This window comes from Halomonas aestuarii (assembly GCF_001886615.1).
GTDB classification, from domain to species: domain Bacteria; phylum Pseudomonadota; class Gammaproteobacteria; order Pseudomonadales; family Halomonadaceae; genus Halomonas; species Halomonas aestuarii.
In genome coordinates, this window is the sequence record NZ_CP018139.1 from 2,988,906 (window position 1) to 3,013,943 (window position 25,038).

Sequence of the window (25,038 nt, forward strand, 5' to 3'; positions counted from 1 at the left end):
GCCCACGGGGGGCGTTGTTGAACCGCTACTCAAGGCGCATGTCGGTCGACGGGGCGCCTTCCGGTCAGCCGCACCCAGCCCTCGCGCACTGTCGGCTCGTCCATGACCAGTCCCCGGGCGCGGTAGGCCTCGAGCACCTCCTCGGCCTGGGTCTCGAGGATGCCCGAGAGGGCCAGGCGTCCGCCCGGCGCCACGCGGCCGGCGATCTCGTCGGCGAGTTCCACCAGCGGGCCGGCGAGGATGTTGGCCACCACCAGCGGATACTCGCCCGCCTCGAGCTGTTCGGGGTAGCAGAGCCGGAAGTCCGCCTCGGCCACGTCGTTGCGCTCGGCGTTGTCGCGGCTGGCCGTGAGCGCCTGGGGATCGATGTCGGTGCCCGTGGCACTCCCGGCGCCCAGCCGGAGCGCGGCGATCGCCAGGATGCCCGAGCCGCATCCCACGTCGAGCACCTCCAGGCCTGCGAGCTCGCCGGCCACCGCCAGGCCATCCAGCCATGAAAGGCACAGGGCCGTGGTGGGGTGGGTGCCGGTGCCGAAGGCGAGCCCGGGATCCAGGTGGAGGTTGACGGCGCCCGGTTCCGGCGGCTCATGCCAGCTCGGCACGATCCACAGCCGCTCGCCCATGCGCAGGGGGTGGAAGTCCGCCATCCACTCGCGCTCCCAGTCGCGGTCGGCCAGCAGCTCGACCTCCACCTCGGGGCAGGGCTCGTCGGGACACTCGGCGGCCCAGGCCTGGCGCACGCGGTCGAGCATCGCCTCGACACCCTCCAGGTCGTCGTAGAGGCCGGTCAGGACCGTCTCGTCCCACAGCGGGGTGGTGCCACGCTCCGGCTCGAAGACCGGATCGTCATAGGCGTCCTGGAGCGTGATGGCGGTGGCGCCTTCGGTCAGCAGCAGTTCCTCGAGGATCTCGGCCTGCTCGGGAGCGATGCGGGCCTTGAGTTGCATCCAGGGCATGGGCGGCCTCCGGTCGGTGGGAGAAGCAGGTGGACAACGCAAGCGGGGCGGCCCGTGGCCGCCCCGCTGGCAGGAGGAGAGGGGCTCAGAGGCCCAGCTTCTTCTCCAGGTAGTGGATGTTCACGCCACCCTGCTGGAAGTAGCCGTCGCGCACCAGGTCCTTGTGCAGGTCGGTGTTGGTCTTGATGCCTTCCACCAGCAGCTCGTCCAGGGCGTTGCGCATCCGGGTCAGCGCGGTCTCGCGGTCCACGCCCCAGGTGATCAGCTTGCCGATCAGCGAATCATAGTGGGGCGGCACGGTGTAGCCGGTGTAGACGTGGGAGTCCATGCGCACCCCGAGGCCACCGGGCGGGTGGTAGAGGCTGACCCGGCCGGGCGAGGGCATGAAGGTGCGGGCGTCCTCGGCGTTGATCCGACACTCGAAGCTGTGGCCCTTCAGCTCCACCTGCTCCTGGCTGACCGAGAGCGGCAGGCCGGAGGCGATGCGAAGCTGCTCGCGCACGATGTCCACGCCGGTGACCATCTCGGTGACCGGGTGCTCCACCTGGACCCGCGTGTTCATCTCGATGAAGAAGAACTCGCCGTCCTCGTAGAGGAACTCGAAGGTGCCGGCGCCGCGATAGCCGATGGTGATGCAGGCCTCGCGGCAGGCGTCGAGCACCTTGGCCCGGGCGGTCTCGTCGATGCCGGGGGCCGGCGCCTCCTCGATCACCTTCTGGTGGCGGCGCTGCAGGGAGCAGTCGCGGTCATAGAGGTGGATGGCGTTGCCCTGGCCGTCGGCCAGCACCTGGACCTCCACATGGCGCGGGTTCTCGAGGAACTTCTCCATGTAGACGGTGCCGTCGCCGAAGGAGGAGTGGGCCTCGGTCCGGGTGACGTTGACCGCCGAGAGCAGGTGCGCCTCGGTGTGCACGACGCGCATGCCGCGTCCGCCGCCGCCGGCCGCCGCCTTGATGATCACCGGGTAGCCGATGCGTCGGGCCACGGCGAGGATATCGCCCTCGTCCTCGCCCAGCGGTCCGTCGGAGCCGGGCACCGTGGGCACTCCGGCCTTCTTCATCGACTCGATGGCGCTGACCTTGTCGCCCATCAGGCGGATGGTCTCGGCGCGCGGGCCGATGAAGGTGAAGCCGGAGCGCTCCACCTGCTCGGCGAAGTTGGCGTTCTCGGAGAGGAAGCCGTAGCCCGGGTGGATGGCGCTGGAGTCGGTGACTTCCGCGGCGCTGATCAGCGCCGGTATGTTCAGGTAGGACTGCGCCGAGGAGGCCGGCCCGATGCACACGGCCTCATCGGCCAGGCGTACGTGCATCAGTTCGCGGTCGGCCGTGGAATGGACCGCCACCGTCTTGATGCCCAGTTCCTTGCAGGCGCGCAGGATGCGCAGGGCGATCTCGCCACGATTGGCGATCAGAACCTTGTCCAGCATGATGAATCCGCCAGTTGATGAGTGATGAAGACGGGTGAACGATCAGGCGATGACGACCATCGGCTGGTCGAACTCGACCGGCTCGCCGTCCTCGACCAGGATCGCCTCGATCACGCCATCGCGATCGGCCTCGATCTGGTTCATCATCTTCATCGCCTCGACGATGCAGATGGTCTCGCCCTTCTTGACGCTGGAGCCGACCTCGACGAAGGACTTGGAGCCCGGTGCCGGGGAACGGTAGAAGGTGCCGACCATCGGTGACTTGACGGTATGGCCCTGGTAGGTCGGCTCGGGGGCGGCGGCGGGCTCGGCGGAGGCCTGCGGCGCCGGCTGGGGCGCGGCCGCGTAGGGCTGGGGGGCGGGTTGTTGCCAGCTCGTGCCGTTGGGGTGGCGGCTGATGCGAACCGACTCTTCCCCTTCCTGGATCTCGATCTCGCTGATGTTGGACTCTTCGAGCAGCTCGATCAGCTTCTTGACCTTGCGGATATCCATGACGTTGTCTCGACCGGTGGGGTTGGGGTGGTGATCCGGGGTGCTGTCAACCCCGGCCAACTTGCAATAGATCGCAGCAAGATGGCGCGTCTTGTGGCTTCTATTGACCATGAAAAGGCAATGAGGCGGAAGTCTGACGAAAATCAGCAAGGATGTCCAGCCGCCGGGAACGCTGTTCGAGATCCATGGCCAGCGAGCCGCGGGCTCAGCCCTGCCGCGCCTTCAGCCAGTCAAGCACACCCTCGAGGTGACTGGCCAGCTGGGGGGCATCCACCTCGCCCTGGACGCGGGCGTCGCGGAGCTCCTTGCCCTGTTCGAAGAACAGCAGGCTGGGCGGGCCGAACAGCTGGAAGTGGTCGAGCACCTCCCGGCTGGCGGCGTCGCTGTCGGTGACGTCGACGTTGATGTGACGGAAGCGGGACAGGGGGCCTGCCACCTCGGGCGCCGGATAGACGTTGCGCTCCATGACCTTGCAGGAGATGCACCAGTCGGCGGTGACGTTGACGAAGGCCGGCTCATCGCTCTCGGCCAGGGTCGCCTTCAGCGCGTCGAGGTCTTCCACGGTGGTGACCGGCCGCGCCGGCGTCGCCTGCGCGGTGGAGGCGGCGCCGGGCGCCGGCGTGGCGGAGGCCAGGGGGTGCAGCGGATCATCCCCGCCGCGGGCGGCGCCGATCACCAGGGCGATGCCCCAGGCCAGCAGCATCAGCCCGCCGGCCTGGCGCACCCTCGGCCAGCCGGGCGCCTGGTTGACGGTCAGCGCCCCCAGGGCCAGGGCGCTGCCGATGGCCAGACCGGCCCACAGCAGCAGGGCGATGCTGCCCGGCAGCAGGCGCTCCACCAGCCAGATGGCGACCCCCAGCAGCAGGATCCCGAAGGCGGCCTTGACGCCGTTCATCCAGGCCCCGGAGCGGGGCAGCAGGGTGGTGCCGAAGGTGCCCACCAGCAGCAGCGGCACCCCCATGCCGAGGGCCAGGGCGAGCAGTGCCGCGCCGCCCATCACGGCGTCGCCGGTGGAGGAGATGAACACCAGGGCGCCGGCCAGCGGCGCCGAGACGCAGGGCGAGACCACCAGCACCGACAGTGCCCCGGCCAAGGCCAGGCCGGCGGGGCCGCTCTTCTGGGCGCGGGCCTGCCAGGCGTCGATGCGCCCCGCCAGGCTCGGCGAGAGCCGCAGGTTGAAGGCCCCGAACATGGCCAGCGCGAAGAGCGTGAAGAGCAGGGCGAAGGTGATCAGCACCGGCGCCGACTGCAGGCGGGCCTGCAGGTTTAGTCCGGCACCGAACAGCCCCATCAGGACCCCCACGACGGCATAGGTCAGCGCCATGCCGCCCACGTAGCTGGCCGACAGGGCGAAGGCCCGGGGGCGCGAGGGGTGCTGGCCGACGATGATCGAGGAGAGGATCGGCACCATGGGCAGCACGCAGGGCGTGAAGGTCAGCCCCAGGCCCGCGAGGAAGAAGAGCCCAAGGACCAGTGGCAGTCTCGCCTCGGCCATCAGGGCGCGGAAGCGGCCGTCCTCGCTGCGGGGGGCGCCTCCCGACACGCGGTCCGTGGGCGCCGGGGACGTGTCGGCGAGGCTGGCGCGGCCGGTGTCGTCGTCCGGGGCCCAGCCGGCGAAGCGGGCCGGCGCCTCGCCCTCCCGGGCCGTGAGTTCGACCCGCTCCGGCGGGTAGCAGAGGCCGGCATCGGCACAGCCCTGGAAGGTCAGGGTGAGGCTCAGCGGGCCCTGGTGGCCCGGGTCCAGGGCGGTCTCGAAGACCACGCTGTCGTAGAAGACGTTGACGTCGCCGAGGAACTCGTCGTGCTTGGCCTGTCCCGGGGGCAGGTCGGGCTCGCCCAGCGACAGGCCCTCCGTCGAGGTCTCGACGTCGAGCTGGTGGCGATAGAGATAGTAGCCGTCGGCGTTCTGGATGCCGACGTGGAGGGTCTCGCCATCGTGCCAGGCGCTGGGCTGGAAGGCCTCGCGTACCGGCAGGAACTGCGCCTCATCATCATCCTTAGAGAACCACTGGGCCTGGGCCCCCAGCGGCAGCAGAAGGGTGAGCAACAGGGCGAGTCGCAGGAGGATCGTCACGGCACTTCCTTGGTTGCGTGGGAGACTGTCGTGTGGCGCGGCTTTGACCTCCGGCGGCGGGGCCGGGTTCCGCCCCGACGGCGGCAAGGCCTTCAGCCTGCTAGGATATCGCAGTATGCAGCGGGCTGTTGATGGCAACCCGTCTGCGGGAGCTGCGCCATATTGTCGCGCCGCTGGAAGCTTTCATCATCAAGGAAACCCGATCATGGCGTTGACGCAAAAGGGTGCCGCCAGGCGCCGCAGGCGGACCGAGGAACTGGAGCGTCCGGATTATGGCTGGATCTGGAAGCCGCTGCTGACACTGCTGGTGCTCTATCTCGCGGTGTGCGTGGGGCTCGGCGTCTGGTGGAGCCGTACGCCCGCGGCCTTCGACGTGGAGCAGGCCGTGGCCGAGCAGCGCGGCGCGTCCTCGGGCAGCCCGGCGTCCCGGGGGGCGGTGACCACCGCCAGCCTGATGACCCTGGTCGAGACCCTGCTGGAAAAACCCGGGGGTTACCTGCGCAACGATGTCGCCCCGCCGGGGGTGTGGCTCGACAACATGCCTGCCTGGGAACTGGGCGTGCTCACCCAGGCCCGCCAGCTATCCCGGGTGCTGCCGGCCATGGAGCAGTCATCGGCGCCGGCGCTCGCGGAGGTGCAGCAGCGCCTGGCGGGCGACAGCCGCGACTGGCTCTATCCCTCCACCGAGAAGCGCCTGAACCAGGCCCTGGTGGCCCTCGATGGCTATCTTCAGGCGCTCGGGGAGGACGGCGAGGCCGCTTTCGGCGACCAGGGCCAGGGGCTTTCGACCTGGGTCGAGGCGGTCACCCGCTCGCTGGATGACCTGGGCCTTCGGCTCTCTGCCAGCATCGGCAGCCGCGAGGAGCTCCGCGACCTGGACATCGACGCCGAGGCCCTCCCGACTCGCACCGCCTGGTACCGGGTCGACGACGTCTTCTTCGAGGCGCGCGGCCAGGCCTGGGCCCTCATGCACCTGTTGCAGGCGGTTCAGCGCGACCAGGCCGATGTGCTGGCCTCGGCTGGGCTCACCGCGCGCTGGGAGCGCCTGGTGGTCGAGCTCGAGATGAGCGAGCGTCGGCTGTGGAGCCCGATGGTGCTCAACGGCTCGGGCTTCGGCATCTTCGCCAACCACTCGCTGGTGATGGCCAACTACATGGTGCGGGCCCGCGACCTGGCCGGGGCGCTGGCCGAGGGCCTGGCCGAGGTGTCCTCGCCGGCCCCCGACTCTGCCACCGAGGCGGCCGTTACGGCAGAGCAGGACGGCGGCGATGCGGCGGCCTCCGACGTCACCACCGAGTCGGCCGTTCAGGCAGAGCAGGACGTTGGTGAGGCGACGGTCCCCGATGCCGGCACCGAGGCGGCTGGTCAGACTGAACAGGACGGTAGCGAGGCACCGGCCCCCGATGCCAGCACCGAGGCGGCCGTTCAGCCAGAGCAGGATGGCGGCGACGCGGCATCACCCGCCGCGGCAGAACCCGCGGCCGAGGACGGCGGGGCACCGGAGGAGGCCCAGGCGCCGTCAGGCGGTGCCGAAGAGGCGTCGTCTGCCGATGCGTCGTCACAGGGTGCCGGGAACGAGGCGGCCGGTGCCGATGAGACGGCCGCGTTGCCGGCCGAGGAAGAAGGTGATGCAGCGGGCCAGCAAGAAGTGAGCGAGCAAGCGAGCGAGTCCTCCGAGGAGCCCCAGGCAGACGACGCGGCCACTCAGGCAGGCGAGGAGGGGGCGCCCGGCGATGCCGCCTCGGCCGAGGCGCCAAAGGGCTGAGGGTCGAGTCCCTATTCCCACGAGGGCGGGCCGCCCTCCGGCCCAACGACAACGGGCCGCCCAAAGGGCGGCCCGTTGTCGTTGGCGGGGAGGCAGCGTGTGCCGCTCCAGGCCGGTCGATCAGGCCTTGTCGTGGGCGGCCACGGCCTTCTCGATGGCCTTGCAGGCGGCCTCGGAGCCTTCCCAGGACTCCACCTTGACCCACTTGCCCTTCTCGAGATCCTTGTAGTTCTCGAAGAAGTGGGCGATCTGCTGGCGCAGCAGCTCGGGCAGGTCGGTCACCTCATGGACGTCGTCATAGAGGCTCGAGAGCTTGGGATGGGGCACGCAGACCAGCTTGGCGTCCTCGCCCGCCTCGTCGGTCATGTTGAGGATGCCCACCGGGCGAGCGCGGATCACGGCGCCGGGCTGGACCGGGTAGGGCGTCACGACCAGGGCATCCAGGGCATCGCCGTCGTCGGCCAGGGTGTGCGGGATGAAGCCGTAGTTGGCCGGGTAGAACATCGGGGTGGCCATGAAACGGTCGACCAGCAGGGCACCCATGTCCTTGTCGATCTCGTACTTGATCGGCGCATGGTTGGCCGGAATCTCGATCGCCACGTAGACATCGTTGGGGAGATCCTTGCCGGCGGGGATGTTGTCGAAGTTCATCGTCGCTTCCTTGGGTTGGCAATAATGAGGCTTGGCGAATCGGACAGGCGGTAAAATCCGCCGAATTATACGAAGCCATGGCGGGGATTACCAATGGGCCTTAGGTGGCATGCCGCCGCTCGGCACGACGGGCCAGGCGCGGTGGCAGGGTGTATCATGGGCCCCCGATGGAAGACGTCGGCCACGGGCCGGCGGATCGCGTCGCTTGCGAGGAGAACGTCTTGACCCCCCTGAACCTGTCGCTGAGTTTCGGCCAGGCCTTCGTGGCGCCCGACCGGCGTCGGCATCGCAGCTCGATGTCGGTGAGGCTGCCCGAGCCCCCGCTGCTCACGGCGAAGGGCGCCTGCGCCCTGATCAGTGACTCCACCCTGCGCAACAACCTGGCCAAGCAGGCCGGTGACCTGAGCGTCAAGGGCTTCCTGGCGGACTACTTCGCGACGCCCGACCACTGGGACGTCAAGACCTCGGCGACCCGGGTCCTGCGCGCCCTGAACGCCTGGTGCTTCAGCCAGAACCGGCAGATGTCGGACGGCAGCTACGTCTCTTCCCTGTCGGCCATGGTGTACCGGGGGCGGGAGGCGCACCTCTTCCACATGGGCGATACCCTGGTGTTCCGCCTGCGGGGTGCCGAGTTCGAGCAGCTGTCCCGGGATCACGTCACCGACCTGGGCGGCTATCGCTACCCCTCCCGGGCCATGGGCATGGACAGCGGCCTGGAGATCGATTATGCCTGCCTGCCGCTCAAGCAGGGGGACATCTTCCTCTTCACCACCCAGGCCCTGCAGGGCACCCTGATGCCCTCCGACTACGTGCGGCTGATCCGCGAGGACGCCAGCAACCTGGATGCCGCCTGCGAGCGACTGGCCGCCGCCGCGCGGGAGCGCGCCCAGGAGCGGGGCTACGGCAGCGACCAGTTCTGCTTCCAGCTGGTGCGCATCGACGGGCTGCCCGAGGCTGCCGAGGACAGCCCCGGTCGCGTCTACGGCGACCTGCCGATTCCCCCGGAGCTCTCGCCGGGAGAGCGCCTGGACGGCCTCGAGGTGCTGTCGGTGCTCTCGCGCACGGCGCAGTCGAGGGTCTACCACGTGCGCGACGTGCAGAGCGGGCGCGAGATGGTGATGAAGGCGCCGAGCCCCGAACTCTCCAGCCGCAACGCCTACCTGGAGCACTTCCTGCTGCAGCAGTGGGTGGTGGAGCGCGTCAAGTCCCCCTTCGTGGTGCGCATCATGGAATCCTCGCGGCCGCGGCGCTTCCTCTACTACCTGATGGACTACGTGCAGGGCGAGACCCTGACTGAGTGGGCCCAGCGTCATCCTCAGGCGAGCCTCGGCCAGCGCCTGGACATCGCCAACCAGCTGGGCAAGGCGGTGCAGGCGCTGCACCACCGCGACCTGCTGCACCAGCGCATCCATCCCGACAACGTGCTCATCGACCTGCATGGCCAGGTGGTGCTGGCCGACTTCAGCGCCTGCCACCTGCGCGACGTGGACGGCCACCGCCGCTCCAGGGCGCTGGTGCGTCAGCTGGGCCCGACCGAGCACAGTGCGCCGGAGTATGCACTCGGCGATCAGGTCGGCCGCCGCAGCGACCAGTACTCCCTGGCCTCGACCATCTACTGGCTGCTGACCGGTGAGCTGCCGTATGCCCTGGCGCCGAGCCGGCTGCGCAGCCATACCGACCTCGAGCAGCTGGCCTACCGGAGCGCCCGCACCCTCAACCCCGAGGTGTCCGTCGCGCTGGACGACGCCCTGAGGCGCGCCCTGGATCCCCAGCGGGCGCTGCGCTTCCGGCGCATGTCGGAGTTCCGACGTGCCCTGCGACCCCCGCGTGAGGGGAGGCAGGACGAGGAGGGCGCCGGCATGCGACGCTCGGGGGAGCGGGCGAGCTTCTGGCAGGGGATGGCGGGGATCCTGCTGCTGCTGCTGGTGCTGTCCTGGCTGCTGAGATAAGGCCCCTCGGACGCCTTCAAGCGACAAGCACCGAGCCGTCTGGTGACCGGCGCTAGGCCGCGAGATCGTGCCGAGAACGACAAGCCCCTGCCGGACGTCATGCCGTCGGGGGCTCGTTGGCATCGAGGCTAGCGCCGATCTTTCATCGCCGGCTGCCTGGCTGCCTAGATCTTGAACTCGGGCAGCTTGCGCTCGACCCTCGCCAGCTTGAGGTGCGCGACCTTCGGCAGGCCGTTCTCGAAGGGCGGGAAGTCCTCGCCCTGGATCAGCGGCGCGAGGTACTGGCGGCAGGCCTCGGTGATGCCAAAGCCGTCCTCGCGGATGAACTCCCGGGGCATGAACTTCTCCCGGTTGGCCACCTCGGCCAGCGGGGCGGCCTCGATGCGCCACTCGTAGGGAGTCTCGCTGACGCGCTTGATCGCCGGCATCATGGAGTTCTTGCCTTCGATGGCCAGCTCCACGGCCTTCTCGCCCACCGCGTAGGCCTGTTCGACGTCGGTCCTCGAGGCCAGGTGGCGGGCGGCCCGCTGCAGGTAGTCGGCCACGGCCCAGTGGTACTTGTAGCCCAGGTCCTGCTTGACCATGCCGGCCAGGGTCGGCGCCACGCCGCCCAGTTGGCGGTGGCCGAAGGCGTCGGTGTTGCCGGAGTCGGCGAGGAAGGTGCCATCCTCGTAGCGCGCCCCCTCGGACACCACGATCACGCAGTAGCCGTACTTCTTGACCGATTCCTCTACCCGGGCCATCACCCTGGCGCGGTCGAAGTGTACCTCGGGGAAGATCACCAGGTGGGGCGGCTCGCCCTCGCCCTGGCCGGCCAGCGCACCGGCGGCGGCGATCCAGCCGGCATGGCGGCCCATCACCTCGAGCACGAAGACCTTGGTGGAGGTGGCGCACATGGAGGCGATATCCAGCGAGGCCTCCAGGGTCGAGGTGGCGATGTACTTGGCCACGCTGCCGAAGCCCGGTGAGTTGTCGGTGATCGGCAGGTCGTTGTCCACGGTCTTGGGCACGTGGATGGCGGTCAGCGGGTAGCCGAGCTTCTCGGAGAGCTGCGAGACCTTCAGGCAGGTATCGGCGCTGTCGCCGCCACCGTTGTAGAAGAAGTAGCGGATGTCGTGGGCCTTGAAGACCTCGATCAGCCGCTCGTACTGGGCGCGGTGGGTCTCGATGTCCTTGAGCTTGTAGCGGCAGGAGCCGAAGGCCCCGCCGGGGGTGTGGCGCAGGGCGGCGATCGTTTCGTCCGACTCCTGGCTGACGTCGATCAGGTCCTCGGTGAGGGCGCCGATGATGCCGTTGTGGCCGGCATAGACCTTGCCGATCCGGTCCGGATTGCGGCGGCAGGCTTCGATCACGCCACAGGCGCTGGCGTTGATCACGGCGGTGACGCCGCCGGACTGGGCGTAGAAGGCGTTATGCTGGGCCATGGGGCTTACCTGTTCCTGGTGCGTCGGGAATTCCGAAAGCCCGTGAGTCTAGCCGAAAGCGGCGGGCACTGCATCCGCGCGGGGTCGGCGGCCAAGTCCCCTTGGAGCCCCGCGGCGACGGCGGTGGCTGGAGCGGCCCGAGCGCACCATGCTAGGCTCGCGCAGACCTCGCCGCGGCTGGCGGCGAAAAGATTCCCGGAGAGCGCATGCACCTTCATATCCTCGGTATCTGCGGTACCTTCATGGGCAGCCTGGCCCTGCTCGCCCGCGAGCGGGGCCTCACCGTCAGTGGCTCGGATGCCAATGTCTATCCGCCCATGAGCACCCAGCTCGAGGAGGCGGGCATCGTCCTGTGCGAGGGGTACTCGCCCGACAACCTCTCGCCGCGCCCCGACCGGGTGGTGATCGGCAACGCCCTGTCGCGCGGCAATCCCGAGGTCGAGGCGGTGCTCGACCTCGGGCTGCCCTACGTGTCCGGCCCCGAGTGGCTGGCCGAGCAGGTCCTGCCGGGTCGACGGGTGATCGCCGTGGCGGGCACCCACGGCAAGACCACCACGGCGAGCCTGCTGGCCTGGCTGCTGGAATCCGCCGGACAGGCCCCGGGCTTCCTGATCGGCGGCGTCCCCCGCAACTTCGGCGTCTCGGCGCGCCTCGGTGCCCCCGATGCCCCCTTCGTGGTGGAGGCCGACGAGTACGACACGGCCTTCTTCGACAAGCGCTCCAAGTTCGTCCACTACCGCCCACAGATCGCCATTCTGGGCAACCTGGAGTTCGACCACGCTGACATCTTTCCCGACCTGGCCGCCATCGAGCGCCAGTTCCACCACCTGGTGCGCACCGTCCCGGGGCGCGGTCGGCTGCTGGTGGCCGATGGCGAGCCGGCGCTCGAGCGGGTGCTCGAGATGGGGGCCTGGACGCCGGTGGAGCGCTTCGGCACCGCGGCGACGAGTCCCTGGCGGCTGGAGCTCGAGCGCGAGGACGCCTCGCGCTTCCGGGTCATCCACGAACAGGGCGAGGGGCCGGACGCGGTCAACGAGGACGCGGTGGTCGACTGGTCGCTGACCGGCGCCTACAACGCCCGCAATGCCCTGGCCGCCCTGGCCGCCGCGAACGCCTGCGGGGTCGACCTGGTGCGCGCCGCCGCCGCACTTTCCCGCTTCGCCACCCCGCGGCGGCGTCAGGAGCTGCGCGGGGAGGTGGCCGGCATCGAGGTGATCGATGACTTCGCCCACCATCCCACGGCGATCGCTGCCACCCTGGAGGGCCTGCGGGCCGCGACGCCTCGCGGCCGGCTGCTGGCGGTGATCGAGCCGCGCTCCAACACCATGCGGCTGGGCACCCTGCGCGATCGCCTGGCGGCCAGCGTCGCGGCCGCCGACGCCGCCTTCTGGTTCCAGCCGCCAGGGCTCGACTGGTCGCTGGCCCCGGTGCTCGAGGCAAGCCCGGTCCCGGCCCGGCTGCTCGAGGACCTCGACGCCCTGGTCGCCGCCCTGGTGGCCGAGGCACGGCCGCTGGACCGCATCGTGGTGATGTCCAACGGCGGCTTCGGCGGCATCCACGAGAAGCTGCTGGCCGCCCTGGAGGTCGCCCATGCCGATTGAGCACAGTGACGCGACCGACCTGCGCGAGCCCGTCACGGTGGCCCTGACCGGAGCCTCGGGCGCCCAGTACGGCCTGCGCTTGATCGAGGCGCTGGTGGCGGCCGAGCATCGCGTCTGGGTGATGATCTCCAAGGCCGCCCACCTCGTGATCGCCACCGAGACCGACGAGGAGCTGCCGGCGCGACCGGCCCGGCTGGCCGAGGTGCTGGCCGAGCGCACCGGGGCCGCGTCCGGCCAGATCCGCTGCTTCGGCCGCGAGGACTGGATGGCGCCGGTCGCCTCGGGCTCCGGGGCGCCCTCGTCCATGGTGATCTGTCCCTGCTCCACCGGCACCCTCTCGGCGGTGGCCACGGGGGCCAGCAACAATCTCATCGAGCGGGCCGCCGACGTCGCCCTCAAGGAGCGTCGCCGGCTGATCATGGTGCCTCGTGAGACGCCCTTCTCGGCGATCCACCTGGAGCACATGCTGGCGCTGACCCGCATGGGGGCGGTGATCCTGCCCGCCGCGCCGGGCTTCTACCACCAGCCGCAGCGGATCGAGGACCTCGTCGACTTCATCGTGGCGCGCATCCTCAACCAGCTGGGCATCGAGCACCGCATGATGCCCCGCTGGGGCGAGTCGTGATCAAGCTCTCGCTGCTGTCGGTCTTCGTGCCGACCTTCCTGCTGGTCTCGCTCACCCCCGGCATGTGCATGACCCTGGCCATGGTGCTGGGGATGACCCAGGGGGTGAGACGCACGCTGTGGATGATGGCCGGGGAGCTGGTGGGGGTGGGGCTGGTGGCCTTCGCCGCCGGCGCCGGCGTGGCGGCCCTGATGTTGCGACAGCCCGAGCTCTTCGCGGTGCTCAAGTGGCTGGGGGGTGCCTACCTGGGCTACCTGGGCGTGATGATGTGGCGCTCCCGAGGGCGCATGGCCATCCCCCGGACCCTGGAGGCGGGGCCGCCCGCGGCCCGGGGGCAGCTGGCCCTGCAGGGCCTGGTCACGGCGGTGGCCAATCCCAAGGGCTGGGCCTTCTTCGTGGCCCTGCTGCCGCCCTTCCTGGATGCCGGACGGCCGCTGGCACCCCAGCTCGCGGCGCTGATCGGGGTGATCCTGACCATCGAGTTCCTCTGCCTGCTGCTCTATGCCTCCGGCGGGCGCACCCTGCGTCGGCTGCTCGGCGAGAGTGACAACGTGCGCCTGCTCAACCGCGTCGCCGGCACGCTGATGGTCGGGGTGGGCCTCTGGCTGGCCCTGGGCTAGGCCGCGGGCCCCGCTAGACCGGCGGCAGCCAGGCGATGCGCGCGGCGACCAGCACCAGGGAGGCGGCGCCCAGCGCCTGCCAGGGGCAGGGGCGCAGCGAGGGGCGGGGATGGCGCTGCCAGGCCAGCTGGACCAGGGCACAGACCACCAGGCCGAGCAGGGCGCCGCCGACCAGGTCGCTGAGCCAGTGGACCCCGAGCACCAGGCGTGACAGCGCCATGGGCAGCACCACGGCGATGGCCGCCCAGTAGGCCAGGAAGCGCTTCCCGGGCGGCAGCTCGCGGCTGGCGAAGGCCGCGGCCAGGCCGAACAGCACCACCGCAGTCGAGGTATGGGCGCTGGGGTAGGAGAGGGAGTCGGCGAGATGGTCGGGGGTGACGGGGCGGGCGCGGCCGACCGCCGCCTTGCCCAGGGTGTTGAGCAGCGCGATGCCGAGAAGGCCCCCGGCGATATGGCCGAAGGCCGACCGCTGGCGCCGCCACAGCAGCCAGAGTGCCCAGGGTAGCACCAGGGCCAGCACGCCCGGGAGGTCGCCGGCCCTGGCCAGCAGGTCGCCGGCCACGGCCAGCCCGGGCAGGTCCAGCTGCTGCATCAGCGCCTCAAGGCGCGTGTCCATGGCCAGCGGGCCGTCATGGTGGATCACCACCAGTGACCAGGCCGACAGGGCCGTCAGGGAGAGGATCAGCAGCAGCCAGGAGGCCAGGGGCGGTTCCGCGTGATGGGACGGCGAGAGCAGCCGCCAGACTCGCCGGCCGAGGGGGCTGCGCCGCGACAGCCAGGCCAGCCCCCGGTAGGCCAGGCCGTCACGGGTCACCAGGTGGCGAACCCAGGAGAAGACCACCGCTAGGATCACCACCAGGACGCCGAGGCCGATCAGCCAGGGCTCCAGGCCCTCGGGTACGGCCAGCAGGCGCTGCCAGGTGCGGCCCAGCAGGTAGCCCGGCAGCACGTAGGCCGGCGCCCACAGGGCCGCCGAGACCAGGTTGGCCACGGTGAAGCGGCGGGGTGACATCCGCAGCATCCCGGCGATCAGGGGCACCACGGGCCTCACCGGCCCCACGAAGCGGCCCAGCAGGACCGAGAGCGGCCCGTGTCGCTGGAAGAAGCGTGCCCCCCGGGCCAGCCATTCCGGGTGTCTCGACAGCGGCCACAGCCCGGTGACCCGGTCCCGGTGGCGGTAGCCCAGCAGGAAGCTCAGGCCGTCACCGATCACGGCACCGATGAAGGCGGCCAGGATGGCCGGGACCACGGCCAGCTGCTGGTGGCCGGCCAGGGAGGCGGCGGCGGTGATCAGCACCACGCCGGGCACCAGCAGCCCCACCAGCGCGAGGGACTCCACCAGGGCGATGGCGGCAATGATCAGCAGCAGCAGCCCCGGGGAGGGCGCCAACTGGTAGAGGGTGTCGGCAAGGTTCAAGGGACGCTCCGCTGTCATGCCGTGAATCGACGAGCCTCGCGGTCAGTCGGCGGCCAGGGCCTGGCTGCCGCGCTGGAGGCGCTGTTCGAACCGCGGCCAGGACTCGCCCGGCCGCGGCTGGCACAGGCGCAGTCTCGCCTGCACCTGGCCGGTGTCCATCAGGGTGACCTGCCCCAGGGCCTGGTCGAGTCGCTGCTGCACCAGCAGGGCACCGCTCTGGCTGGTGTCCGGCATCACCAGCCAGAAGTCCGCCGGGCCCTCCCGGCCCAGGATGTCGTGGTCGCGGCTGCGGCTGGCCACCGCCTGGCAGAGGGCGTCCAGCAGGGCCTGTCGCGCGGTGTGGCCGAACTGCTCGTCGGCCATGTCCAGCTGGGGCAGGTGGATCAGCAGCACGGCCAGGGGCTGGCCGAGCAGCCCGGCACGCTCGACCTCGCTGGCCAGCCGCTCGTGCAGGGTTCCGCGCCCGGCGGCCGCGCACTCTGGGTCGCGGGGGTCGGTGGCCCTGAGCAGGGCGTGCTGGCGGACCTGCTCCCAGGGAATCAGGGCCGCCACGACCACCAGGCTCAGGTAGCCCAGCAGCAGCTGGCTGTCGAGTTCGCCCCGGCCGAGCAGCGCCAGCCAGACCGGCGTCAGCGAGAGGTTGAGCAGCATGGCCGGCGCCAGCGGCAGCAGCAGCAGGGTCAGCACGGGGGGCAGGCCCACCCAGAGTGACGGCAGGCCGGACTGCTGGGGCAGCTCGACGGCGATCAGCAGGTAGCCGCTGATCAGCGCCAGGTAGGCGGCCAGCCGCGAGTGATCCTCGCGCGACGCGCTCAGCAGGGTAGCCACCAGCATCAGCAGGGTCAGGGCGGCCGGCAGGGGGATGCGCTGGTATTCGCCCATCAGGTAGAGCCACAGGGCCATGCCCATCAGCAACAGGGCGCCGCCGGCGTACCACAGAGTGAAGAGCCGCGAGAGGCGGTATTGCCGATCAGGCATGGGACGGCCCCCCGGTCACCTGGAGGCCGGCAGGCTGGCGGGCCAGGGCCTGGCGTTCGTCGTCCAGGGAGGCCAGGCCGGTCAGGGGAATCGCCCGGGCCGGCCCGCGGGCCTCCAGGTAGTGCCACAGCAGCTCGCGACGCTCATCGGCCTCGCGACGGTTGCGGCTGGTCAGCAGCGCGGCCAGGGTGGTCGGGTCGAGCCGGTAGCAGGGCTCGAAGCTGTGGGTCATGCGGCACAGCCGCTGGGCCAGTGACCAGCAGCGATGCCGCGGTGCATGCAGGAGCAGCAGCTCGGCATGCACCCCTTCGCGCAGGCAGCGCCGGCGTTCGAGGGCAAGATCGCCCGGCAGTCGGGTGCCGGGCCACAGTGGGAGGCCGGGAACCAGACGGGCTCGCTCCAGGGCGCTCAGGCGCAGGGCGCGCAGGTCGAGCGCCCGGGAGAAGCCCAGCAGCATCAGGGCCGCCAGCATCAGGCCGGTCAGGGCCCACTGCTCGAGTCCCAGCAGCTCCCTCAGCGGCCACCAGGTGGCCAGGGCCAGCGGGAGCTGCAGCAGCTGGATCCAGCGGGGCTGGGGAAGCACCACCAGGATGGCCCAGGCCCACAGCCAGGTGACATGCCGGCCGGGCTCCACCCACAGCAGGGCCGCCAGCAGCAGGCTGGGCAGCAGCTGCCAGGGCACCAGGGCGGGGCGGCGATGGCTGAAGGCCATCAGCAGCGCGGTAGTGGCCAGCCAGGCCGCGGCCAGGCACATCAGCAGGGTGTCGGTCAGGATGGGCGACGTGGCGGCCAGCAGGGCCATCAGCACCGCGGCGATCAGCAGATTGCCGCGCAGCAGGCCGCTTTTGTACTTGGTCTGCATGGTGGCTTAGTATGATTCCCTTCCCGTCTTTCGGCACAGTATACGCCGGTGCAGCCCCTGTCGGGGGAGGCCGGCCCCAGGAGACACGCAACGGCATGACAGCTCAAGCCTCCCGCTCGGATCTCGATACCGCCACCCCTGACATCGCGGATGTCGACACCTACATGCAGCGCCTCGGTCTGGCGGCCCGTGAGGCGGCGACCCGCATGCGACGGGTCGACACGGCGGCCAAGAACGCCGCGCTTCTGGCCATGGCCGAGCATCTCGAGGACGCGCGCCAGGACGTGCTGGCGGCCAACGCCCGCGACCTGGCCCGGGGGCGCGAGAGCGGCCTGGACGCGGCCCTGCTCGACCGCCTGGCCCTCGATGACGCGCGTCTCGATGCCATGATCGAGGGGCTCTCCCAGGTGGCCGCCCTGCCGGATCCGGTCGGCGAGATCGACGGCCTGCGCTCGCGCCCCAGCGGCATCCAGGTCGGCCAGATGCGCGTCCCCCTCGGGGTCATCGGCATCATCTACGAGTCGCGCCCCAACGTCACCATGGAGGCGGCGAGCCTCTGCCTGAAATCGGGCAACGCGGCCATCCTGCGCGGGGGTTCCGAGGCCCGCGAGTCCAACGCCGCCATCGCCGCCTGCATCCGTGCCGGGCTCGCCCGTGCCGGCCTGCCCGAGGGCGCAGTGCAGGTGGTGGCCACCACCGACCGCGCCGCCGTGGGGCGCCTGATCAGCATGCCGGAATACGTCGACGTGATCATCCCGCGCGGCGGCAAGTCGCTGATCGAGCGCATCACCCGGGAGGCCCGGGTGCCGGTGATCAAGCACCTCGACGGCGTCTGCCACGTCTATGTCGACGCCAGTGCGGACCTCGACAAGGCCCTGGCCATCGCGGTGAATGCCAAGACACACCGCTATGGCACCTGCAACACCATGGAGACGCTGCTGATCGATGAGCCGGTGGCGCAGACCCTGCTGCCGAGGCTGGCCGGCGCCTATGCCGAGCACCACGTCGAGCTGCGTGGCTGCGCGCGCACCCGGGCGATCCTCGTCGACATCATCGAAGCCACCGAGGCGGACTGGCACGCGGAGTATCTTGCGCCGGTGCTGTCGATCCGCGTGGTGGACGGCATCGATGACGCCATGGCCCACATCGAGCGCTACGGCTCGCGCCACACCGACGCGATCGTCACCGAGTCCTACGGCCTGGCGCGACGCTTCCTGGCCGAGGTGGACTCCAGCTCGGTGATGGTCAACGCCTCCACCCGCTTCGCCGACGGTTTCGAGTACGGCCTGGGGGCGGAGATCGGCATCTCCACCGATCGGCTGCATGCCCGCGGCCCCGTGGGGCTCGAGGGGCTGACCACCCGCAAGTATGTGGTGCTCGGCGACGGCCAGGTGCGCCGGTGAGCGAGGCGGGCCTGCCCGTCAGCGCCGGCATCGATCCCTCGGACCCGCCCCGCCTGGCCATGCTGGGCGGGACCTTCGATCCGGTCCACCTGGGGCACCTGCGCAGTGCGGTGGAGCTCCACGAGGCGCTCTCGCTCGACCGCGTGCACATGGTGCCCGCGGCCATGCCCCCCCTGCGGGGGGAGCCCCGGATCTCGCCCGCCGAGCGCCTGACGCTGCTGCGCCTGGGCATCGGCGACACCCCGGGGCTGCTGGCCGACCCCCGGGAGCTCGAGCGCGAGGGACCCTCCTACAGTGCCGATACCCTGGCCTCGCTGCGAGAGCAATACGGTCGCGAGGCCAGGCTGGTGATGGCGCTGGGCCACGACGCCTTCCTGCGCCTGGCCGACTGGCACGAGCCCGAGCGCCTCTTCGCCCTGGCCCATGTGGTGGTGATCGACCGCCCGGACCACGAGTCGGCCCTGCCGCCGGCGCTGCGCGAGCTGCTGGCCGGTCGAGAGGTAGGGGGCGTCGAGACGCTGATGGCCCGCCCGGCCGGCGGGCTGCTGCGCCTGCGGCTGCCCTCGCGCATGGCCATCTCGGCCACCGAGGTGCGCCGCCGCCTGGCGGCCGGTCGCAGCGTGCGCTACCTGCTGCCCGAGGCGGTTGAGGCGCACATCCTGTCGCGGGGACTCTATCGGCATGGCTGAGTGCTGCCCAGCGGCGCGTCGAGCCGGTACAATGGGGGCAACGATTTCCCGCTGACGAAGGGCAGATACGAAGGGTTATGCATATCGACGCACTCAAGACTCTGGTGATCGACGCACTGGAGGACCTCAAGGCCCAGGACATCGCCGTCCTGGATGTCTCACGACTGACCAGCGTGACCGACCGGATGGTGGTGGCCACCGGCACCTCCACGCGCCATGTGGCGGCGCTGGCCGACAACGTGGTCCAGGCGGCCAAGGACCAGGGCATGGCGCCGCTGGGCGTCGAGGGCGAGAACGGTGCCGACTGGGTGCTGGTCGATCTCGGCAGCCTGGTGGTCCACGTGATGCTGCCCGAGACCCGCCAGCTCTATGACCTCGAGCGGCTCTGGGCCGACCTGCCAAGCGACGCCGAGTCGCGGGTCGAGCACAGCTCATGAGGGTCCGCCTGCTGGCGGTGGGCACGAAGATGCCCGACTGGGTGAGTCGCGGTGTCGAGGAGTATCGCAAGCGCCTGCCGCGCGACTTCACCCTGGAGGTGGAAGAGATCGCGCCTGGGCAGCGGGGCAAGAACGCCGACGTGACCCGGGCCATGGCCCTCGAAGGCGAGCGCATTCGTGCCCGCCTCAGGGGCAGCGAGCACCTCGTCGCCCTGGAGGTCGGCGGCAAGGCCTGGAGCACCGAGCAGCTGGCCCGCGAGGCCGATGCCTGGCGCCTCGAGGGGCGTGACGTGGTGCTGCTGGTGGGCGGTCCCGACGGCCTGGAGCCGTCCCTCTCGTCCAGCGCCGACCAGCGCTGGTCCCTCTCGCCGCTGACCCTGCCGCACCCGCTGGTGCGCATCCTGCTCGCCGAGCAGCTCTATCGGGCGTGGACCCTGCTGGTCGGCCACCCCTATCACCGCTGAAGACGGTATTCTCGATCACCGCGGAAGGCCCTGACATCGATCGCAGGAAGGCGCTTCCGCTTCATCATCCCGAGGTCATGTCCGAGCATGCGTCGCCGTCGCGATACCCTGAAGAACCCGGAACAGGAGCTGCGCCTGTTCCGGATGCGCTCGCTGCTGGCCGTGCTGGTGGTGGTCTCCCTGACGGGGCTGCTGGGCGGGCGGCTGTTCTACCTGCAGGTGGTGCAGCACGAGGTCTACAGCACCCGCTCCGAGAAGAACCGGGTGCGGGTCGAGCCGCTGCCGCCCACCCGCGGGCTGATCTATGACCGCAACGGGGTGCTGCTGGCCGAGAATCGTCCTACCTACAACCTGACCCTGGTGCGCGAGCGGGTGGATGACCTGGACGCCACCCTGGCGCTGCTGGTCGACCTGCTGGAGCTCCCCGGGGAGGAGGCCGAGGCCTTCCGGGTCCGCTCGCGACAGCGCCAGCGCCCCTTCCAGCCGGCGCTGCTGATGAGCGACCTCGACGAGTCGCAGATCGCCCGCCTGGCGGTCAACCGCCATCGCCTGCCCGGCGTGGAGGTCCAGGCTCAGCTGCTGCGCTACTACCCCGACGCCGAGACCATGGTGCATGCCCTGGGCTACGTGGGCCGGATAAATGCCGAGGAACTGGCGGGACTGGACGCGGGCAACTATGCCGGCACCCACTTCATCGGCAAGACCGGGGTGGAGCGCTTCTACGAGGACGTGCTGCACGGCCAGGCGGGGCTGCGGAAGGTGGAGACCAATGCCCGCGGACGGGTGCTGCGCGAGCTTGGTCACACCGACCCGGTGCCGGGACGCGACCTGACCCTGACCCTGGACAGCGAACTGCAGAAGCTCGCCGTGGAGCTGCTCGATGGGCGCCGCGGCTCCATCGTGGCCATCGCGCCCCCCACCGGCGAGATTCTCGCCATGGCCTCGGTGCCGGGCTTCGACAGCAACCAGTTCGTCACCGGCATCGACGTCGCCTCCTACCGGGCGCTGCAGGAGAACCTCGACCTGCCGCTCTACAACCGTGCCATCCGCGGCCACTACCCGCCTGGCTCGACGATCAAGCCGTTCATGGCCATCACCGGCCTCAAGGAGGGCGCGATCACGCCGAGCGAGGTGATCTACGACCCCGGCTACTTCCAGTTGCCCAACGACTCGCGGCGCTACCGCAACTGGCTGCGCTGGGGCCACGGCCGGGTCGATCTGGAGCGGGCCCTGGCCGTTTCCAACAACACCTATTTCTATTCCCTGGCCCATGAGCTGGGGATCGATCGCATCCACGAGAACCTGACCGCCTTCGGCTTCGGCCAGCGGGTCGCCCATGATGTCTATGGCCAGAGCGACGCACTGATGCCCTCCCGTGACTGGAAGCGCGGCCGTTTCAACCAGCCCTGGTATCCCGGCGAGACGCTCTCCGTGGGGATCGGCCAGGGCTACCTGCAGGTGACCCCGCTGCAGCTGGCGACGGCCACGGCGGTGCTGGCCAACCGTGGCCAGTGGGTGGAGCCTCGCCTGGCACGCCGCATCGGCGAGGAGGAGGTCCCCGTCGACCTGCCGGACACCCCCACGGACATCGAGCTCAGCAACGAGGGGTGGTGGGGCCATGTCTTCTCCGGCATGGAGAAGGTGGTGTCGGGGCGTGAGGGGACGGCGCGTCGGATCGGCAAGGACCTCCAGTACCGGATGGCCGGCAAGTCCGGCACCGCCCAGGTCTTTTCCCTGGGCCAGAACGAGAAGTACAACGCCGACGAACTCAAGGAACGGCTGCGCGACCATGCGCTGTTCATGGCCTTCGCGCCGGTGGAGGAGCCCGAGATCGCCGTGGCGGTGATCGTCGAGAACGCCGGCGGGGGCAGTTCCCATGCCGCGCACTTGGCCAAGGCGATGACCGATGCCTGGCTGCTCGAGGACGAGGCCCCGGACACCGAGGAAGTGCGCGAGGTGCTCGAGCGTGAGGATCAACGCGTGGCGGGGGAGTGACCGATGATCTGGAGTGAACTGACACGGGGCCTGCGTCGCTACCCCGTGAAACCCTCGTTGAGCGGCATCGCCCGCCGCCGCAGCGTCTGGGAGCGGGTCCATCTCGATCCCTGGCTGCTCGGCATGCTGCTGGTGCTGATGCTGGCGGGCCTGGTGGTGCTCTACAGCGCCAGCGGCCAGCGCATGACGGTGGTCACCGCCCAGGCCATCCGCTTCGGCGTGGCCCTGGTGGTGATGGCCGGGCTCGCCCAGCTGTCGCCGACGACCCTGCTGCGCTGGACGCCCCTGGTCTATCTGGCGGGGGTGGCCATGCTGGTGGCGGTGGAGCTGATCGGCGACATGGGCATGGGCGCCCAGCGCTGGCTGGTGATTCCCGGGGTGATCCGTTTCCAGCCCTCCGAGCTGATGAAGCTGGCCATGCCGATGATGGTGGCCGCCTGGCTGAGCCGCCAGGTCCTTCCTCCGCGCTGGCGTGACCTCGTCGTCTGTGCGGTGATCATCGGCCTGCCCGTGGCGCTGATCGCCCGGCAGCCCGATCTCGGCACCTCGCTGCTGGTGGCGACGGCGGGGGTGCTCGTGGTGGTGCTGGCCGGGCTCTCCTGGCGCTTCATCCTGTTCTGCGGTGCGCTGGCGGCGGCGGCGTTGCCGCTGCTGTGGATGAACCTCCACGACTACCAGCGCCAGCGCGTGCTGACCTTCCTCGACCCGGAGAGCGACCCGCTGGGTGCTGGCTGGAACATCATCCAGTCGACCACCGCCATCGGCAGCGGCGGCTTCTGGGGCAAGGGGTGGCTGCAGGGCACCCAGTCCCAGCTGGAGTTCCTGCCCGAACGCCATACCGACTTCATCGTGGCAGTGCTGGGCGAGGAGTTCGGGCTGGTGGGGATGCTGGCCTTCCTGCTGCTCTACCTGCTGATCGTCGGGCGGGGGCTGTGGCTCGCCGGGGCCGCCCAGGAGACCTTCGGTCGGCTGGTGGCGGGAAGCATCATCCTGACCTTCTTCATCTACGTCTTCGTCAACGTGGGCATGGTCAGCGGGATCCTGCCGGTGGTCGGCGTCCCGCTGCCTCTGGTCAGCTATGGCGGGACCTCCAGCGTGACCTTGATGGCGGGTTTCGGTATTCTCATGGCCGTGAATGCCCACCGCCGCCTGTTGCCGCGATAGGCAGCCGACACGACTCAGGGAGAGCTGCGATGACGGTGTCGTTACCACAGGGAAAACGCTGGATGGCCTGGTTCGGGGGGCTGCTGCTGGCATGCGGCACCTCCAGCCTGCCGGCGGCCGACTTCGATCCGCAGCGCCACGCCGAGGCGCGGCAGCTGGTGGAGGAGCTCGCCGGCCGGGGGATCGACCGCGACTGGCTCGAGGACGCCCTGGCCGAGGCCGAGTTCCGCCAGCCGGTGCTCGATGCCATGGCGGGGGCCGCCGAACGTCGCCTGACCTGGCACGAGTATCGGAACATCTTCCTCGACGCCCCGCGCATCGCCAACGGGGTGGCCTTCATCGAGGCCCACCGGGCGGCCTTCGAGCGTGCCCGGGCCGAGTTCGGCGTGCCGGCGGAGGTGATCGCCGCCATCCTCGGCGTCGAGACCCGCTACGGCGAGGTGACCGGTCGCCACCGTGTCCTGGACTCCCTGTCGACCCTGGCCTTCCATCACCCCAGCCGGGGCCGCTTCTTCCGGGGGGAACTGGCGGCCTTCCTGGAGATCGCCTTCCGGCAGGGACGGGCCCCCGGCAGCCTGATGGGCTCCTACGCCGGGGCCATGGGCTATCCGCAGTTCATCCCGACCAGCTATCGTGCCTTTGCGGTGGACTTCGACGATGACGGCCTGCGCGACCTGTGGGACAACCCGGTGGATGCCATCGGCAGCGTGGCCAACTACTTCGCCGAACATGGCTGGCGCCCGGAGGAACCCCTCTATCACGAGGCCGAGGGGCCTGCCGTGCCGCCCGACGGCATCGAGTTCAATCGCGCCGCGCGTCCGCCCGCGGTGCCGGCCGCGGAAGTCGCCGCGGCGGGTCTCGAGGTCCCGGATGTGCTGGACGACGACCATCGCCTGCTGCCGGTGGCGCTGGAGGAGGGGGAGGATCGGTGGCGCTACGTGCTCGGCGAGCACAACTTTTACGTGATCACCCGCTATAACCACAGCCACCTCTATGCCATGGCTGTGATCGAGCTGGCCGAGGCGATCGCCGAGGCGCGGGGCCGCGAGCCTGACTGGCTCGAGGCCACGGACACCACCCCGGAGGAGGCCTCATGACACGCACCCTGGTTGCCCTCGGCGTGCTGCTCCTGCTGGCCGGCTGTGCCGCCAGCGGTGGCGGCCCGCGGCCCTCCACCGGCGAGACGGCCGGGTCGACCCCGACGGCCACCGGCGGCGGGGAGCGATATGCGCTGGCCGGGGATGCCTATCCCGAGGATCCCCCGGACGTCGCCCGGGTGCCCGACGCGGTGCCGCAACGCGAACCACGCTCCCGGGGCGGCAACAAGTCCCCCTACGAGGTATGGGGCAAGCGTTACGAGGTCATGGCGGATGCCAGCGGGTACCGTCGTGACGGCCGGGCCTCCTGGTACGGCGAGAAGTTTCACGGCTATGCGACGTCCAACGGCGAGATCTACGACATGTACAAGATGAGCGCCGCCCATCGCTCCTTGCCGCTGCCGAGCTTCGTCCGGGTCACCAGTCTCGACAACGGTCGCTCGGCGATCGTCCGGGTCAATGATCGTGGCCCCTTCCACAGCGAGCGCGAGATCGATCTCTCCTATGCGGCGGCCGCCCGTCTGGGCATCCTGAAGCGAGGGACCGGCCGGGTGAGGGTGGAGGCCATCGACGTGGAGCGCTGGATCGCCGAGAACGGCAGCGCCGGGCGCCAGGCCGCCAGCGACGCGTCCGAGCGGGTCGAGGCGCCCGGCGTGACATCCTCCCCGGTGGCGGCGGAGGCCGCTCCGGGCGGCGTCTTCCTGCAGGTGGCCGCCCTGGGCTCCGCGGAAGGGGCACGGGCCCTGCAGTCCCGCCTCGAGGAGGAGATCGCCCGGCCCGTGCGCGTGGCCAGCGCCACGGGCCTTTACCGTGTCCAGGTCGGCCCGCTGGATCCGGCGGGCCAGGTGGAGCCGGTCCGCGAACAGTTGCGCCGGGCCGGCTTCGCCCAGGCCTTCATCGTCAACGATGCCGACTGAGTCGGCGTCCCCTTACCGAATCCCCGCTATGC

At 70.4% G+C, this 25,038-nt stretch carries 22 protein-coding genes; 13 read left to right on the forward strand and 9 right to left on the reverse strand.

The window, feature by feature from the left end; genetic code table 11:
- Nucleotides 1-29 precede the first annotated feature (29 nt).
- The 4 genes from prmA to dsbD form a co-directional block, all read right to left on the reverse strand.
- On the reverse strand, nt 30-956 hold the full coding sequence (gene prmA / locus BOX17_RS13935; RefSeq protein ID WP_071945528.1) for a 50S ribosomal protein L11 methyltransferase: 927 nt from the start codon (nt 954-956) through the stop codon (nt 30-32).
- 85 nt (nt 957-1,041) lie between these two features.
- Entirely contained in the window at nt 1,042-2,382 is a 1,341-nt protein-coding gene (gene accC / locus BOX17_RS13940; RefSeq protein ID WP_071945530.1) for an acetyl-CoA carboxylase biotin carboxylase subunit, read from the reverse strand.
- A gap of 42 nt (nt 2,383-2,424) precedes the next feature.
- Nucleotides 2,425-2,874, reverse strand: coding sequence for an acetyl-CoA carboxylase biotin carboxyl carrier protein (gene accB / locus BOX17_RS13945; RefSeq protein WP_071945532.1), 450 nt, complete (start codon nt 2,872-2,874; stop codon nt 2,425-2,427).
- Between the two features lie 205 nt (nt 2,875-3,079).
- Nucleotides 3,080-4,948 carry a protein-disulfide reductase DsbD gene (gene dsbD / locus BOX17_RS13950; RefSeq protein ID WP_071945534.1) on the reverse strand — a complete coding sequence of 623 codons (1,869 nt, stop codon included), beginning with the start codon at nt 4,946-4,948 and terminating at the stop codon, nt 3,080-3,082.
- A gap of 205 nt (nt 4,949-5,153) precedes the next feature.
- Between dsbD and BOX17_RS13955 the strand changes: the two genes are divergently transcribed.
- Nucleotides 5,154-6,713 (forward strand): DUF2333 family protein, encoded by a 1,560-nt coding sequence (locus BOX17_RS13955; RefSeq protein WP_071945536.1) that lies wholly within the window; start codon nt 5,154-5,156, stop codon nt 6,711-6,713.
- 120 nt (nt 6,714-6,833) lie between these two features.
- Here the strand turns inward: BOX17_RS13955 and ppa are convergent, their stop codons facing one another.
- Complete coding sequence (ppa, locus tag BOX17_RS13960; RefSeq protein ID WP_071945538.1) at nt 6,834-7,364, reverse strand: inorganic diphosphatase; 531 nt, start codon at nt 7,362-7,364, stop codon at nt 6,834-6,836.
- Between the two features lie 296 nt (nt 7,365-7,660).
- Here ppa and BOX17_RS13965 point away from each other — a divergent pair, with 296 nt between their 5' ends.
- Nucleotides 7,661-9,313, forward strand: coding sequence for a bifunctional protein-serine/threonine kinase/phosphatase (locus tag BOX17_RS13965; RefSeq protein WP_244272320.1), 1,653 nt, complete (start codon nt 7,661-7,663; stop codon nt 9,311-9,313).
- A 164-nt stretch (nt 9,314-9,477) separates the two neighbouring features.
- Here BOX17_RS13965 and BOX17_RS13970 read toward each other — a convergent pair whose 3' ends face one another.
- On the reverse strand, nt 9,478-10,737 hold the full coding sequence (locus tag BOX17_RS13970; RefSeq protein ID WP_071945542.1) for a 6-phosphofructokinase: 1,260 nt from the start codon (nt 10,735-10,737) through the stop codon (nt 9,478-9,480).
- 206 nt (nt 10,738-10,943) lie between these two features.
- Between BOX17_RS13970 and mpl the strand changes: the two genes are divergently transcribed.
- The 3 genes from mpl to BOX17_RS13985 are packed head-to-tail and all read left to right on the forward strand — an operon-like array spanning nt 10,944 to nt 13,583.
- Complete coding sequence (gene mpl / locus BOX17_RS13975; RefSeq protein ID WP_071945544.1) at nt 10,944-12,338, forward strand: UDP-N-acetylmuramate:L-alanyl-gamma-D-glutamyl-meso-diaminopimelate ligase; 1,395 nt, start codon at nt 10,944-10,946, stop codon at nt 12,336-12,338.
- Complete coding sequence (locus BOX17_RS13980; protein ID WP_071945546.1) at nt 12,328-12,963, forward strand: flavin prenyltransferase UbiX; 636 nt, start codon at nt 12,328-12,330, stop codon at nt 12,961-12,963. Before mpl ends, BOX17_RS13980 begins: the two co-directional genes overlap by 11 nt.
- Nucleotides 12,960-13,583, forward strand: a complete 624-nt coding sequence (locus tag BOX17_RS13985; RefSeq protein ID WP_071945548.1) for a LysE family translocator — start codon at nt 12,960-12,962, stop codon at nt 13,581-13,583. Before BOX17_RS13980 ends, BOX17_RS13985 begins: the two co-directional genes overlap by 4 nt.
- A 13-nt stretch (nt 13,584-13,596) precedes the next feature.
- On the opposite strand, the gene BOX17_RS13990 is transcribed toward BOX17_RS13985, so the two are convergent.
- From BOX17_RS13990 to BOX17_RS14000, 3 genes are read right to left on the reverse strand one after another with little or no spacing between them, the layout of a single operon-like run.
- Nucleotides 13,597-15,000 (reverse strand): bifunctional DedA family/phosphatase PAP2 family protein, encoded by a 1,404-nt coding sequence (locus tag BOX17_RS13990; protein WP_071945550.1) that lies wholly within the window; start codon nt 14,998-15,000, stop codon nt 13,597-13,599.
- Between the two features lie 42 nt (nt 15,001-15,042).
- Nucleotides 15,043-15,978 carry a GGDEF domain-containing protein gene (locus BOX17_RS13995; RefSeq protein ID WP_071945552.1) on the reverse strand — a complete coding sequence of 312 codons (936 nt, stop codon included), beginning with the start codon at nt 15,976-15,978 and terminating at the stop codon, nt 15,043-15,045.
- Nucleotides 15,971-16,840: a hypothetical protein gene (locus BOX17_RS14000; protein WP_071945554.1), complete on the reverse strand. Its 870-nt coding sequence runs from the start codon at nt 16,838-16,840 to the stop codon at nt 15,971-15,973. Before BOX17_RS14000 ends, BOX17_RS13995 begins: the two co-directional genes overlap by 8 nt.
- A 95-nt stretch (nt 16,841-16,935) precedes the next feature.
- On the opposite strand from BOX17_RS14000, the gene BOX17_RS14005 reads away from it, so the two are divergent.
- The 8 genes from BOX17_RS14005 (at nt 16,936) to BOX17_RS14040 (ending at nt 25,006) form a co-directional block, all read left to right on the forward strand.
- The gene (locus BOX17_RS14005) at nt 16,936-18,243 is read left to right on the forward strand and encodes a glutamate-5-semialdehyde dehydrogenase (RefSeq protein ID WP_071945556.1); all 1,308 of its coding nucleotides are present in this window, start codon (nt 16,936-16,938) and stop codon (nt 18,241-18,243) included.
- A 59-nt stretch (nt 18,244-18,302) separates the two neighbouring features.
- On the forward strand, nt 18,303-18,932 hold the full coding sequence (nadD, locus tag BOX17_RS14010) for a nicotinate-nucleotide adenylyltransferase (protein WP_071946899.1): 630 nt from the start codon (nt 18,303-18,305) through the stop codon (nt 18,930-18,932).
- A gap of 77 nt (nt 18,933-19,009) precedes the next feature.
- Nucleotides 19,010-19,369, forward strand: coding sequence for a ribosome silencing factor (rsfS, locus tag BOX17_RS14015; protein WP_071945558.1), 360 nt, complete (start codon nt 19,010-19,012; stop codon nt 19,367-19,369).
- Nucleotides 19,366-19,833 carry a 23S rRNA (pseudouridine(1915)-N(3))-methyltransferase RlmH gene (rlmH, locus tag BOX17_RS14020; RefSeq protein ID WP_071945560.1) on the forward strand — a complete coding sequence of 156 codons (468 nt, stop codon included), beginning with the start codon at nt 19,366-19,368 and terminating at the stop codon, nt 19,831-19,833. The genes rsfS and rlmH overlap by 4 nt, the downstream gene beginning before the upstream one ends.
- 87 nt (nt 19,834-19,920) lie before the next feature.
- Nucleotides 19,921-21,828: a penicillin-binding protein 2 gene (mrdA, locus tag BOX17_RS14025; RefSeq protein ID WP_071945562.1), complete on the forward strand. Its 1,908-nt coding sequence runs from the start codon at nt 19,921-19,923 to the stop codon at nt 21,826-21,828.
- A 3-nt stretch (nt 21,829-21,831) separates the two neighbouring features.
- On the forward strand, nt 21,832-22,992 hold the full coding sequence (gene rodA, locus BOX17_RS14030) for a rod shape-determining protein RodA (RefSeq protein WP_071945564.1): 1,161 nt from the start codon (nt 21,832-21,834) through the stop codon (nt 22,990-22,992).
- A gap of 29 nt (nt 22,993-23,021) precedes the next feature.
- Nucleotides 23,022-24,089 (forward strand): lytic murein transglycosylase B, encoded by a 1,068-nt coding sequence (gene mltB / locus BOX17_RS14035; RefSeq protein ID WP_071945566.1) that lies wholly within the window; start codon nt 23,022-23,024, stop codon nt 24,087-24,089.
- Nucleotides 24,086-25,006, forward strand: coding sequence for a septal ring lytic transglycosylase RlpA family protein (locus BOX17_RS14040; RefSeq protein ID WP_071945568.1), 921 nt, complete (start codon nt 24,086-24,088; stop codon nt 25,004-25,006). Before mltB ends, BOX17_RS14040 begins: the two co-directional genes overlap by 4 nt.
- Nucleotides 25,007-25,038: the final 32 nt, after the last annotated feature.